Here is a 13202-nt window from a genome sequence, read left to right as displayed (position 1 = left end):
CGGTGCTCCGGCAACCCGGAAAGCCGATCCAGATGAGCCTCGGACAGGCAGTTGCGCGGATGTCCCCCGAACCCAGCCATGAAGCGATTGACAACGATGTCACCCGGATCTGAAACTCGAGCGATGCACGACACACTCTTCCTGTTTGGTGCCACAGGTGATCTGGCCCAGCGCTACCTGTTCCCTTCGCTGCTGCGCCTGCTTGGCGACGGCCTGCTGCCGGAGGATTTCCGCATCCGTGCGCTGGCCCTGTCCGGCCACGACACCGAAGCCTTCCATGACATCCTGCGGCCACGACTGCAGCAGGCGATGCCGATGGCCAGCCAGGAGGACATCGCCTCCCTGCTGCGTCGCATCGACTACCGCTCGGTCGACCTGCGTGACGTCGACTCGGTCGCCGCCGCGGTGTCCGACCTGGTCGACCGCCGCTGCGTGAGCTACCTGGCGATCCCGCCGGGACTGTACATCTCCACCTGCGAAGGCCTGGCCAAGGGCGGCGCGCTGGCCGCACCTGCGCGCCTGATGCTGGAAAAGCCGATCGGCAGCGACAGCGAAAGCGCCGAGGAGATCATCACCACCATCGGCCAGTGGATCGACGAAGACCGCGTGTTCCGCCTTGACCATTATCTGGGCAAGGCGGCGGTACAGAACCTGATCGCGCTGCGCTTCGGCAACACGCTGCTGGAAGCGGTGTGGAACCGCAACTACATCGAATCGGTGCACATCCTGGTCGCCGAAAGCGAAGGCGTGGATGGCCGCGATGCCTACTACGCCCGCTCCGGCGCCCTGCGCGACATGGTGCAGAGCCACATCCTGCAACTGCTGTGCATGGTGGCGATGGAGCCGCCGGCGTCGTTGGAGGCCGACCGCATCCGCGATGAGAAGGTCAAGGTGCTGCGTGCGCTGCGCCCGCTGGATGCCAAGCACGCTGCGCGTGACAGCGTGCGTGGCCGCTATACCGCCGGCAGCATCAACGGCCAGCCTGCACAGGCCTACCAGCCGCCGGAAGGCAGCGATGTGGAAACCTTCGCCGGCGTTACCGCGCACATCGACAACTGGCGCTGGAGCGGCGTGCCGTTCCACCTGGTCACCGGCAAGCGCCTGCCCGAGCGCACCACCCGCGTGGTGGTGACCCTCAAGCCGGTCACGCACTGGTTGTTCGAGCGTCCGCAGCGTGCGCAGGCCGCACCGAACCGCCTGGTGTTCCAGCTGCAGCCACAGGAGAACATCGAACTGGGCCTGATGAGCAGCCTGGCCGGGCCGGAATGGGGCGCACTGGAACTGCAGCCGCTGGAGCTGGAGCTGTCGGTGCCGACCGGCCTGCATCGCCGTATCGCCTACGAGCGTCTGTTCCTGGACGCCTTCAACGGCAACCACACCTTGTTCGTGCGCGATGACGAAGTGCGTGCCGCCTGGGCCTGGATCGACAGCGTCGCCGATGCATGGAAGGCGGCCGACCTGCCGCTGGAACCCTACCCTGCCGGCCAGTGGGGCCCGGCCAACGCGGTCGACTTCCTGCCGCAGGGCGTGGATGCGCCGGATAGTGGAGCGTCGGCATGAGTGCCAGCTCGCAGCCGGTGCTGGTCGCCGACATCGGTGGCACCAACGCCCGCTTCGCGCTTGCCGACACCTCGCAGGACGCCCCGCTGCTGAAGGAGAGCATCCGCGAGTATGCAGTGGCGGAGTTCCCGTCGCTGGGTGATGCCGCGCGCCACCACCTGGACCAGATCGGCGCCACCGCAAGCCGTGGCGTGTTCGCAGTCGCCGGTCGTGTCGATGGTGACGAAGCCCGCATCACCAACCATCCGTGGGTGATCTCGCGCAGCCGCACAGCCGCGATGCTTGGTTTCAACGAACTGCACCTGATCAACGACTTCGCCGCGCAGGCGATGGCGATTTCGCTGCTGCAGCCCGATGACGTGGTCCAGGTCGGCGGTGCCGCCTGGGTTCCGGGCAAGCCGGGCCAGCCGCGCAACTACGCAGTGATCGGGCCGGGGACCGGCCTCGGCGTCGGCGGCCTGATCCTTCGCCACGGCCGCTGTTACCCGCTGGAAACCGAGGGCGGCCATGTCAGCTTCCCACCGGGAACACCGGAAGAGATCCGCATCCTGGAGATCCTGTCCGAGCAGTTCGGGCGCGTCTCCAACGAGCGGTTGATCTGCGGCCCCGGCCTGGTCAACATCCATCGCGCAGTCTGCGAGATGGCGGGTATCGACCCGGGCCAACTGCAACCGGTGGACGTGACCGCCCGCGCCCTGCACGGCGATCCACAGGCGATGCGTACCGTGGATGTGTTCTGCGCGGTGTTTGGCGCCATTGCCGGTGATCTGGTGCTGACCCAGGGCGCCTGGGACGGTGTGTTCTTGACTGGTGGGCTGACTCCGAAGATGCTCGATTCATTGCAGCACTCCGGTTTCCGCCAGCGCTTCGAACACAAGGGCCGGTTCTCTTCGATCATGGCGCGAGTGCCGTCGCTGGCCGTGATGCATCCCCACGCCGGACTGCTGGGCGCTGCTGCCTATGCTGCCGACGCCGAACGTGACGCACCAGGAGTTGCCGCATGAGCCCCACCTTTCACGACGACCGCATCGAGTTCATCAACCACGGCGATGCCGATGGCTGGATCGAAGCGGTCGCTGCCGAAATGGCACAGGCGATCAACCACGACATCAACGAGCTGGGCCGCGCACGCATCCTGTTGTCCGGCGGCACCACGCCGGCACCGGTGTACCAGGCACTGGCCGAGCTGGACGTGCATTGGGACCGCGTTGAAGTGAGCCTGGCCGACGAGCGCTGGCTGTCGCCGCAGGATCGCGACAGCAATGCATGGCTGGTGCGCGAGAACCTGCTCACACGTGCCGAAGGCGCGCACTTCGATCCGCTGGTGCGGATCGGCAAGCCGCTGCCGGAGTGCGTGTACACCGCCAACCTGCAGGCCCAGCACAGCCAGGCCCCGAGCCTGGTCGCACTGGGCATGGGCAACGACGGCCATACCGCCTCGCTGTTCCCGGGGTCGAAGGACCTGACCCGAGCGCTGGAAAGCACCCTGCCGTATGCCGCGCTGGATGCCACCGGCTGTCCCGGTGCCAACCAGTGGCCGCTGCGCATCACCCTCACCCCGCGCGGCCTTGCCCAATGCCGCCAGCGTCTGCTGCTGCTGCGCGGCAAGCAGAAGCTGCAGGTGCTGCGCCAAGCCCTCGACAGCAACGACCCGCAGCAGTATCCGATCCTCAACGCAATCAACCTGGAGGGCGCGCGCCTGCGCGTCCACTGGGCTGATTGATGTCGGCGGCGGCGCCCTGCCGTCGCCCGCCTCTCGCCACCTCGAACGCCGGTAGCCAATGAGCCTCCATCCGCAACTGCAAGCCATCACTGAGCGCGTCATCCGCCGCAGCGCCGCCTCGCGCGCCGCCTATCTGGCAGCGATCGACGCCTCCCTGCGCGATGGCCCGTTCCGCAGCCGCCTCAGCTGCGGCAACCTCGCCCACGGTTTCGCCGCCTGCGGTGGTACCGACAAGAGTCGCCTGCGCGGCGGCGTGACGGCCAACCTGGGCATCATCACCGCCTACAACGACATGCTGTCGGCGCACCAGCCGTTCGAGACCTATCCCGAACAGATCCGTGCGGTGGCCCGCGAACTGGGCGCGACCGCGCAGGTGGCCGGTGCCGTGCCGGCGATGTGCGACGGCGTCACCCAGGGCCGTGGCGGCATGGAGCTGTCGCTGTTCTCGCGTGATGTCATTGCCCAGGCCACCGCGATCGGGCTCAGCCACGACATGTTCGATACCACCGTGTACCTCGGTGTGTGCGACAAGATCGTGCCGGGCCTGCTGATCGGCGCCCTCGCCTTTGGCCATCTGCCGGCGGTGTTCGTGCCGGCCGGCCCGATGACGCCGGGCATTCCCAACAAGCAGAAGGCCGAAGTGCGCGAGCGCTACGCCGCCGGCGAAGCCACCCGCGAAGAACTGCTGGAAGCCGAATCGGCCTCCTACCACGGCGCGGGCACCTGCACCTTCTACGGCACCGCCAATTCCAACCAGGTGCTGCTGGAAGCAATGGGCGTGCAGCTGCCAGGCGCGTCGTTCGTCAATCCGGATACGGCGCTGCGCGATGCACTGACCCGCGAAGCCACCGAACGCGCACTGGACATCACCGCGCTGGGCGATGACTTCCGTCCGCTGGGCCGGATCATCGACGAGCGCGCGATCATCAATGCGGTCATCGCGCTGATGGCCACCGGCGGCTCGACCAACCACACCATCCACTGGATCGCGGTGGCACGTGCGGCCGGCATCGTGCTGACCTGGGACGACTTCGACGAGCTGTCGCAGCTGATCCCACTGCTGGCGCGCGTCTATCCGAACGGCGAGGCCGACGTGAACCGCTTTGCTGCAGCGGGTGGCCCGGCGTTCGTGTTCGGCGAACTGATCAAGGCCGGCCTGATGCATGGCGACCTGGTCAGCGTCGCCCGTGGCGGCATGGCCGACTATGCGCGCGAGCCGCAGCTGCGCGATGGCAAGCTGGTGTACCTGCCGGGCCTGGAGCGCAGCGCCGATGAAGAAGTGGTGCGCGGTGTCGACAACCCGTTCGAGAGCCAGGGCGGCCTGCGCCTGCTGCGCGGCAACCTGGGCAAGTCGCTGATCAAGCTGTCGGCGGTGAAGCCGCAGTACCGCACCATCGAAGCGCCGGCCGTGGTGGTCGATGCACCGCAGGTACTGAACAAGCTGCACGCTGGCGGCCTGCTGCCCGAGCATTTCGTGGCGGTGGTGCGTTACCAGGGGCCGCGCGCGAACGGCATGCCGGAACTGCATTCGCTGGCGCCGCTGCTGGGCCTGCTGCAGAACCAGGGCCGGCGTGTGGCGCTGGTCACCGATGGTCGCCTGTCCGGCGCGTCGGGCAAGATTCCGGCCGCGATCCACGTGACGCCGGAAGCTGCGCGTGGTGGTCCGCTGGGCAAGGTGCGCGAGGGCGACATCATCCGCCTGGATGGTGAGGCCGGCACGCTTGAAGTGCTGGTGGACGCAGCCGAATGGGCCGCGCGTACACATGCGCCGAATACGGCGCCGGCCGCCAATGACCTGGGCCGCAACCTGTTCGCGATCAACCGGCGCGTGGTGGGTCCGGCGGATCAGGGTGCGATCTCGATTTCGTGCGGTCCGGCGACGGCTGACGGTGGGCCGTGGGATTACGACGCGGAGTATGAGCTGGGGCACGATGCTGCGGCTGCGGCGGCGCCGCATGAGGCGAAGGACGCGTGAGGGATTGAAGAGCGTTGCGGGTTTGTCGCAGCGGTAGATTTCCTGGCTGAGGGCGCGGTCAGCCCCAGCCGGGACACGCCGTAAACCCATCCATGGGGGCTCGGTCGCGGCATCCATGCCGCTCACGGTCCCGTCTGGGGCTGACCGCGCCCTCCTGACACTCTCCGGCGCGTCAACGCCGCGAAGTGATCATTGAAAGCACAACAAGAGCGAAAGCAAAGGCAGAAGCAGAGCTATGGGTATCGAACAACATCAGATGCGGGCGGCGGAGTTGCTGCATGCGGCAGGCATCCTGCCGGTGGTGACGATTCATACGCTGGACCAGGCACGTGCGGTCAGCGCGGCGCTGCTGGAAGGCGGATTGCCGGCGATCGAGCTGACGCTGCGGACGCCGGTGGCGATGGAAGCGCTGGCGATGCTCAAGCGCGAGCTGCCGGATGTGGTGGTCGGCGCCGGTACGGTGTTGACGGTGGAGCAGATGCAGCAGTCCATCGATGCGGGCGCGGATTTTCTGGTGACCCCGGGCACGCCGCCGGTGCTGGCCGATGCGCTGGCTGCGGCACCGCTGCCGGTAGTACCGGGTGCGGCGACGCCGACCGAGCTGCTGGCGCTATATGCGCGCGGTTTCCGCGTGTGCAAGCTGTTCCCGGCCACGGCCGTGGGTGGCCTGGCGATGATCAAGGGCGTGGCCGGCCCGATCGCCGACCTCAAGCTGTGCCCGACCGGTGGCATCACCGAGAACACTGCGGCCGAATACCTGGAGCAGAAGAACGTGGTCTGCATCGGCGGCTCGTGGATGGTGCCGGGCAACTGGATCGACGCCGGCCAGTGGGACAAGGTGCGCGAAAGCGCGGCGCAGGCCGCGAAGATCGTCAAGCGCGTACGCGGCCACTGAAACAGTACGGGGTCAGAGCCCTTTCTCGCCGGGAAAGGGATCCGACCCCAGTCTACGAGCGCGCGCAGCGCGCGACCCACCCCTGCTCTTCATTCTTCATTCCGCGGTAGCGGCGCACGGAACCTGTCCGTGGCCCTGCGGAGGGATTGCGCAGGGGCGTAAGCGCCATGGATGGCGCGCCCGAGCCTCCAGGGATGGATTCACGGCGTCCCCTGCGCAGTCCCTCCGCAGGGCCAACCCGATGGAACCAACCGCACACCGCGAGGGGCTCAGCCGTTGGCCGAAACCCTTACAGCGGCCGCGCCGGATCCACCAGCCCGTACTGGCTGGCCATCCGCGCCAACGCGATGTTGTCGTGGATTCCCATCTTCTCGAACAACCGCGCCTTGTGCGTGTTGACCGTCTTCGCGCTCAGGCTCAGACGACGGGCGATATCTTCCTGGCGCAGGCCCTGGGTCAGCAGCAATGCCACTTCCAGCTCACGCGGCGACAGGTTGTCGAACGGCGAGCCGTTGCCTTCCACCGTGGACAACGCCAGGTTCTGCGCGATGCTCGTGCCCAGGTAACGCCGTCCGGCGGCCACGTCGCGCACCGCGCGCAGCAGCTCCTGTGCATCGCAGCCCTTGCCGATGTAACCGGCAGCGCCGGCTTCGAGCAGGCGCTTGGGCAGCGGACCGTCCTCCAGCACCGACACGATGACCACCCGCGTGCTGCGGTGGCCACGGACGATGCGCTCGGTCACTTCCATCCCGCTCACGCCGGGCAGGTGCAGATCACACAGCACCACGTCCGGTTGCAGCTGGCGGATGGCGGGCAGCGCGTCTTCGCCGGTCTCGGCCTCGCCCACCACTTCAATGTCGGTTTCACTCGACAGTATCATCTTCATCCCGGTGCGGACCAACGCATGGTCATCCACCAGGTAGACTCGAATCGTCATTCACGTACCTCTTCGAATGCGGCCAATACGGGTCAACCTAGGCAGGAGCACCTGACCACTGCAAGCGCGGATGTTGCGCAATTCCGGCGTTCTGCCTTGCGCATCACATTCTTCACGCACTGATCGTGCCCCTTGCCCTGCAGAACCCGTTACAACGAAACAACCCATCCCCCAGGTAGACGCCCTTGGGAGGGCATCCACGTCACTCCCCTTGCGTGATCGCTTCGCTGGCCGTCGCTGGCGGCGAACCGTGCCGTCGCCATGGATGACGGCGGCTGAACATGACCAGATAGCACCCTACCACCCAAACCAGCGCGGCACACCATCCGGCCAGGATGTCGGAGGGGTAATGCACCCCCAGGTAGACCCGGGAAACGCTTACCAGCAGGCTGAACGACGGCGCCAGCAGCAGCACCGGCCAGCGCCAGCGGGTATTCCAGGCCAGCAACACCAGGGTGACCGCCAGGGTCATCGAGCCCATCGCGTGGCCGCTGGGGAAGCTGAACGTGGACTCCGGCGCGATCGATTCCCACAGGCTGGGGCGGTCGCGCTGGAAGAAGTGCTTGCTGCCCATGTTCAGCAGCGCCGACCCGACGAAGCTCACGGCCACGAAGGTCGCTTCGCGCCAACGCCGGTGCCAGGCCAATGCGCCGACAATCAGCACGTCGGCCGGGATCAGGAACCACTCGTAACCCAGTTTCGACAACAGCACGAAGATGCGGTCCAGCCACGGCGAATGCAGGCCGTGCATCTGCCACAGCAGCGGCGCATCGAAGTGGAAGGACTCGAACTCGTGCACTTCGTCGGCCAGGGCGACGAATCCGGCCAGCGGCAGCAGCACACCGGCAAACAGCAACAGCAGCCGCCAGGCATTGCGCGCCATCCAGTGGCGGAAGCCGGAGGCTGACTCCGGTGCAGCGAGGATCGTCGGCTTACCCGGCGCTTCGGACATAGGTGCGTTCAACGTAATCATCGATCAGGGCGACGAATTCCTGGGCGATGTTCTCGCCACGCAGGGTCACCTTCTTCTCGCCATCGACGAACACCGGTGCCGACGGTGCTTCGCCGGTACCCGGCAGCGAGATGCCGATGTTGGCATGCCGCGACTCACCGGGCCCGTTGACCACGCAGCCCATCACCGCCAGGGTCATGTTCTCCGCACCTGGATGCTGGATCTTCCACAGCGGCATTTTTTCGCGCACGTGGTTCTGCACCACCTTGGCCAGTTCCTGGAAGAACTCCGAGGTGGTACGGCCGCAGCCCGGGCAGGCTGTGACCAGCGGGGTGAACGCGCGCTGGCCGGTGGTCTGCAGCAGTTCCTGGGCAACGATCACTTCCTGCGTACGCGACTGGCCCGGTTCGGGCGTCAGCGAAATGCGGATGGTGTCGCCGATGCCTTCCTGCAGCAGCACGCTCAGCGCCGCCGCCGAGGCGACGATGCCCTTGCTGCCGATGCCGGCTTCGGTCAGGCCCAGGTGCAGGGCGAAGTCCGAACGCTGCGCCAGGTCGCGGTAGACCGCGATCAGTTCCTGCACGCCGCTGACCTTGGCCGAAAGAATGATGCGATCGCGCGGCAGACCGATGTCCACGGCCTGCTCTGCCGAATCCAGCGCCGAACGGATCAACGCCTCGCGCAGCACGCGGCCGGCGTCCCAGGGCTGTTCGCGATGGTTGTTCTCGTCCATCAGCTTCGCGGCCAGGGCCTGGTCCAGCGAGCCCCAGTTGGCGCCGATGCGTACCGGCTTGTTGTAGCGGATGGCGAACTCGATCAGCTGGGCGAACTGCAGGTCCTTCTTCTTGCCGAAGCCCACGTTGCCCGGGTTGATGCGGTACTTGGCCAGCGCCTCGGCGCAGGCCGGTTCGGCGGTCAGCAGCTGATGGCCGTTGTAATGGAAGTCACCGATCAGCGGGACATCGATGCCCATCATCGCCAGCTTGTCGACGATGCGCGGGATCGCCGCGGCCGCTTCGACGGTGTTGACGGTCAGGCGCACCATTTCCGAGCCGGCGCGCCAGAGCTCGGCGACCTGCTTGACGCTGGACGCCACATCGGACGTGTCGGTATTGGTCATCGACTGAACCACGACCGGCTTGCCACCGCCCACGGTGACTCCACCGATCTGGACCGCTTGGGTCAGGCGACGGGGCCAGGAAGTGGCATCGGAGGGGGCTGTAGGGCGGGTGACGGCGTCATGCATGCGGGCATTCTAACGCCCGCCCCGACCTTCCGGGTGTGTCGCATTCAGGCGGCAGTGCGGCTGCGGCCGATTGTCGCAGGCAGGCATTCCCGCGAACGCATACGATGGGCGCGAATGACCGGTCCCGACGCCCCGTTTCTCCGAACCCTATGCAGCCTGCGCTGGCTGGCCGTGGCTGGCCAGGCGGCCACCATCCTGGTCGCGACCTGGGTGCTGGGACTGCCCTTGCCGCAACTGCCGCTGTGGTCGGGCGTGGCCGTGCTTGCCGTGTTCAACCTGTATACGCAGCTGCGCCCGGAACCGGCCGATACCGCGCCACTGACCGCCTTCGGCCACATCCTGGTGGACGTGATCATCCTCACCTGGATGGTCAGCTGGAGCGGTGGCATCGCCAATCCGTTCGGCTCGCTGTTCCTGATCCTGATCGCCCTGGCTGCGTTTGCCCTACCCCTGCGCTGGGCCCTGGCCGTGGCCAGCGCCTGCCTGCTCGGCTATGCCGCCAGCGGACTGTTCGGTCAGCCGCTGCCGGCGGGCTACTTCAACGCACTGGACCTCAATCGCTGGGGCGTGATCGCCACCTTCCTGCTGTCCGCTGCAGTCGTACTGATCTTCTCCACCCGGCTGGCGATCGCCCTGCGTGAGCGCGAACTGGAACTGTCGGCGCTGCGCGAACGCTTCGCGCGCAACGAAGGCATCGTCGCCTTGGCCACGCATGCGGCCTCGGTGGCGCACGAACTGAACACGCCGCTGGCGACGATGACCCTGCTTGCCGACGACGTGGCCGAGCGCAGCGAAGAGCCGGAAGTGCGCGAGGACATGGAAACCCTGCGCGAGCTGCTGGTGCAGTGCCGCGAGCGCGTGCTCGCACTGGCCGCGCCGGCCTCCAACGACCGCCCCGGGCGCGCCCACTCCACGGCCCAGCAGGTGCTGGAGCAGTGGCGGCTGGTGCGACCGACCATCGACCTGCACCGCAACGACGACGCACCGCTGCGCCTGCCGCTGGACCCCGGCGTCGGCCACCTGCTGATGGTGCTGTTGAACAACGCGGCCGATGCCGGCGAGCAGGCCGGACGACCGCGCGTCGACCTCAGCCTGCGCATCGAAGGCGACGACCTGATCGGCGAAGTGCGCGACTACGGCCACGGCTTCAACGCCCGCGCCGCCGTGCTGCCAGGCAAGCTGTTCGGCAGCAGCAAGAGTGAAGGCATGGGCGTCGGCCTTGCGCTGTCCCATGCCACCATCGAACGCCTGGACGGCGAGATGTGGATGCGCCCGGCCCAAGGGGCCGGTAGCCGCGTCGGCTTCCGCCTGCCGTTGGCCCCCCGCGAGGAATGACCATGACTGCTTCCACCCTCGGCCTGCTGGTCGACGACGACGAACTCTACCTGCGCACGCTGCAGCGCAGCCTGGCCCGCAAAGGGCTGGAGACGCAGACCGCACAGGATGCCGCCAGCGCGCTGGCACTGGCCCGCCAGCATCCGCCGGCGTTCGCGCTGATCGATCTGAAGCTGGGCAGCGATTCCGGCCTGGCGCTGATCCAACCGCTGCGCGCGCTGCGTGCGGACATGCGGATCCTGCTGGTGACCGGCTATGCCAGCATCGCCACCGCGGTGGAGGCGATCAAGCTCGGCGCGGACGACTACCTGCCCAAGCCTTCGACGGTGCCGATGATCCTGCGCGCGCTGGGCGAGGAAGACGACGGCCCCGCCGATGACGGCGAGATGGAAGTGCCCGATGCGATGACCCCGATCAGCCGCCTGCAGTGGGAACACATCCAGCAGGCGATGCATGAAACCGGCGGCAACGTGTCGGCGGCCGCGCGCCTGCTCGGCATGCACCGGCGTTCGCTGCAGCGCAAGCTGGCCAAGCGGCCGAGCCCGGAGCGCGATCCGAGCCGGTAAGGCGGCGTCGTATGCGCCGGGCCATGCCCGGCGGCATTCCCCACCCGCGTCAGCCCTTCAGCTTGGCCAACAGCTCACGGGTCAGCGGGTCGTTGACCTCGACATCCTCACCCTGCAGAGCGGGCAGCAGGCCACTGGCCAGCTGCTTGCCCAGCTCAACACCGAACTGGTCGAAGGCGTTGATGTTCCAGATCACCGACTGCACGTACACCGCGTGTTCGTACATCGCGATCAAGGCACCCAGCGCCTGCGGGGTGAGCGCGTCGAGCAGGATCATCGTGCTCGGGCGACCGCCCGGGTAATCGCGGTGCGGATCGTCGCTGCCCTGGCCGTTGGCCAGCGCTTCGGTCTGCGCCAGCAGGTTGGCCATCAACGCCTGGTGGTTGACCGTATACGGATCGTCGTTGTGCACGCAGCCGATGAAATCGGCCGGAATAATGCTGGTGCCCTGGTGCAGGGCCTGGAAGAAGCTGTGCTGCACATCGGTACCGGCACCGCCCCACCACACCGGCACGGTGTCGGTGGTGACCGGCTGGCCGTCGCGCTGCACGCGCTTGCCCAGGCTTTCCATCACCAACTGCTGCAGATAGGCCGGCAGCAGCGCCAGGCGCTGGTCGTAGGTCATCACCGCGTGCGTGGCAGAGCCCAGCAGATTGCGGTTCCAGATGTCGGTCAGGCCGTGCAGCACCGGCAGGTTGCGCTCCAGCGGCGCGTCCAGTGCATGCGCATCCATCTGCGCGGCACCTTCCAGCAATTGCTCGAAGCGCTCGAAGCCGATGGCCAGTGCGATCGGGAAGCCGACGGCCGACCACAGCGAATAGCGACCGCCCACCCAGTCCCACATCGGCAGCACACGATCGGCGGCGATGGCGAAGGCCTTGGAGGCGCGTTCCGGATTGGCGCTGACCGCGTACAGACGCTCGCTGCCGCCCAGCCAATCGTGCAGGATCTGGCCGTTGAGCAGGGTTTCCTGGGTACCAAAGGTCTTGGAGATCAGGATGCCGGCGGTCTTCGCCGGATCCAGCGTGGCCAACGTGCGCTGCATGGCGGCGCCGTCCACATTCGACACGAAATGCACGCGCAGGCGTGCACCGGTGACCGGACGCAACGCGTCGGCGACCAGGCGCGGGCCGAGATCGGAACCGCCGATACCAACGCTGACCACATCGGTCACGCCACTGTCTTCCAACGCGCGCACCAGCACGCCCATGCGCTGGCGGATGCCGCGCGCGGTGGCATAGGCCTCGGCCGCCACCGGCGCATCGACCACAGCACCGCGCAGCGCGGTATGCAGCGCGGCGCGACCTTCGGTCAGGTTGACCTGCTCGCCACGGAACAGGCGCGTGATCGCACCGCCGACATCACGTTCGGCAGCCAGCGCCAACAGCGCCTGCAGCGCCGCGGCATCGTATTTCTGCCGGGCGAAGTTGACATACAACGGACCGACCCGCAGCGCCAGGTCCTGCACACGGCCGGGTTCGGCGGCGAGCAGGCCGGGAATGCTTGCGCCCTTCAGGCGCTGGGCGTGGGAATGCAGCGAGTCGAATCCGTTGTTCGTTGTCATGCGGCCTGGGTCGGGATCGTGTCGTTGGTGTGGGAGATCTGGTTGTTGCCATCCACGTACACCAGCTTCGGCTTGAAGCTGTCGGCTTCCTGCTCGGTCATGCTGGCGAAGGCGGCAATGATGATGATGTCACCGACCTGCACGTGGCGCGCGGCGCCACCATTGAGCGAGACGACGCCGCTGCCGGCTTCGGCGCGGATCGCATAGGTCGAGAAGCGCGCACCGTTGGTCACGTCCCAGATGTGCACCTGCTCGAATTCACGGATGCCGGTGGCAGCCAGCAGGTTGTCATCGATGGCGATCGAGCCTTCGTAGTTCAGCTCGGAATGGGTGACGGTGGCGCGGTGGATCTTGGTCTTGAGCAGGGACAGGTGCATGGGGGCGCTGCAACGGCAAAGGAAAGAGCGGATTCTAGCACCCGCTTGGCCGTCACCAGGGGGCTGCGACGG

The 13202-nt window shown here is 67.2% G+C and carries 12 protein-coding genes; 7 read left to right on the top strand and 5 right to left on the bottom strand.

The window, feature by feature from the left end:
- Positions 1-123: 123 nt before the first annotated feature.
- From zwf to WKB25_RS01890, 5 genes are all read left to right on the top strand, one after another.
- On the top strand, positions 124-1560 hold the full coding sequence (zwf, locus tag WKB25_RS01910; RefSeq protein WP_340568408.1) for a glucose-6-phosphate dehydrogenase: 1437 nt from the start codon (positions 124-126) through the stop codon (positions 1558-1560).
- A complete protein-coding gene (gene glk / locus WKB25_RS01905) occupies positions 1557-2564 on the top strand; it encodes a glucokinase (RefSeq protein ID WP_340568406.1) in 1008 nt (335 codons plus the stop codon). Before zwf ends, glk begins: the two co-directional genes overlap by 4 nt.
- Positions 2561-3283 (top strand): 6-phosphogluconolactonase, encoded by a 723-nt coding sequence (pgl, locus tag WKB25_RS01900; RefSeq protein ID WP_340568405.1) that lies wholly within the window; start codon positions 2561-2563, stop codon positions 3281-3283. The genes glk and pgl overlap by 4 nt, the downstream gene beginning before the upstream one ends.
- A gap of 58 nt (positions 3284-3341) precedes the next feature.
- Entirely contained in the window at positions 3342-5258 is a 1917-nt protein-coding gene (gene edd / locus WKB25_RS01895; protein WP_340568404.1) for a phosphogluconate dehydratase, read from the top strand.
- Between the two features lie 235 nt (positions 5259-5493).
- Positions 5494-6153, top strand: a complete 660-nt coding sequence (locus tag WKB25_RS01890) for a bifunctional 4-hydroxy-2-oxoglutarate aldolase/2-dehydro-3-deoxy-phosphogluconate aldolase (protein ID WP_340568402.1) — start codon at positions 5494-5496, stop codon at positions 6151-6153.
- Positions 6154-6442: 289 nt separating this feature from the next.
- Here the strand turns inward: WKB25_RS01890 and WKB25_RS01885 are convergent, their stop codons facing one another.
- From WKB25_RS01885 to ispG, 3 genes are all read right to left on the bottom strand, one after another.
- Positions 6443-7090 (bottom strand): response regulator, encoded by a 648-nt coding sequence (locus WKB25_RS01885; protein WP_025878804.1) that lies wholly within the window; start codon positions 7088-7090, stop codon positions 6443-6445.
- A gap of 202 nt (positions 7091-7292) precedes the next feature.
- Complete coding sequence (locus WKB25_RS01880) at positions 7293-8042, bottom strand: phosphatase PAP2 family protein (protein ID WP_340568400.1); 750 nt, start codon at positions 8040-8042, stop codon at positions 7293-7295.
- Complete coding sequence (gene ispG, locus WKB25_RS01875; protein ID WP_088101382.1) at positions 8023-9288, bottom strand: flavodoxin-dependent (E)-4-hydroxy-3-methylbut-2-enyl-diphosphate synthase; 1266 nt, start codon at positions 9286-9288, stop codon at positions 8023-8025. Before ispG ends, WKB25_RS01880 begins: the two co-directional genes overlap by 20 nt.
- A gap of 114 nt (positions 9289-9402) precedes the next feature.
- Between ispG and WKB25_RS01870 the strand changes: the two genes are divergently transcribed.
- Positions 9403-10623: an ATP-binding protein gene (locus WKB25_RS01870; protein ID WP_093819996.1), complete on the top strand. Its 1221-nt coding sequence runs from the start codon at positions 9403-9405 to the stop codon at positions 10621-10623.
- A complete protein-coding gene (locus tag WKB25_RS01865; protein ID WP_032952096.1) occupies positions 10620-11189 on the top strand; it encodes a response regulator transcription factor in 570 nt (189 codons plus the stop codon). Before WKB25_RS01870 ends, WKB25_RS01865 begins: the two co-directional genes overlap by 4 nt.
- Before the next feature lie 49 nt (positions 11190-11238).
- Here the strand turns inward: WKB25_RS01865 and pgi are convergent, their stop codons facing one another.
- Together pgi and panD are read right to left on the bottom strand one after the other, a co-directional pair.
- Positions 11239-12753 (bottom strand): glucose-6-phosphate isomerase, encoded by a 1515-nt coding sequence (gene pgi, locus WKB25_RS01860; protein WP_340568395.1) that lies wholly within the window; start codon positions 12751-12753, stop codon positions 11239-11241.
- The gene (gene panD / locus WKB25_RS01855; RefSeq protein ID WP_004153087.1) at positions 12750-13130 is read right to left on the bottom strand and encodes an aspartate 1-decarboxylase; all 381 of its coding nucleotides are present in this window, start codon (positions 13128-13130) and stop codon (positions 12750-12752) included. The genes pgi and panD overlap by 4 nt, the downstream gene beginning before the upstream one ends.
- Positions 13131-13202: the final 72 nt, after the last annotated feature.

It is taken from the genome of Stenotrophomonas sp. G106K1, from assembly GCF_037969685.1.
Classification (GTDB): domain Bacteria; phylum Pseudomonadota; class Gammaproteobacteria; order Xanthomonadales; family Xanthomonadaceae; genus Stenotrophomonas; species Stenotrophomonas lactitubi.
The sequence above is the reverse complement of the archived record's forward strand: the minus strand, read 5'-3'. Positions and strand labels throughout refer to the sequence as shown.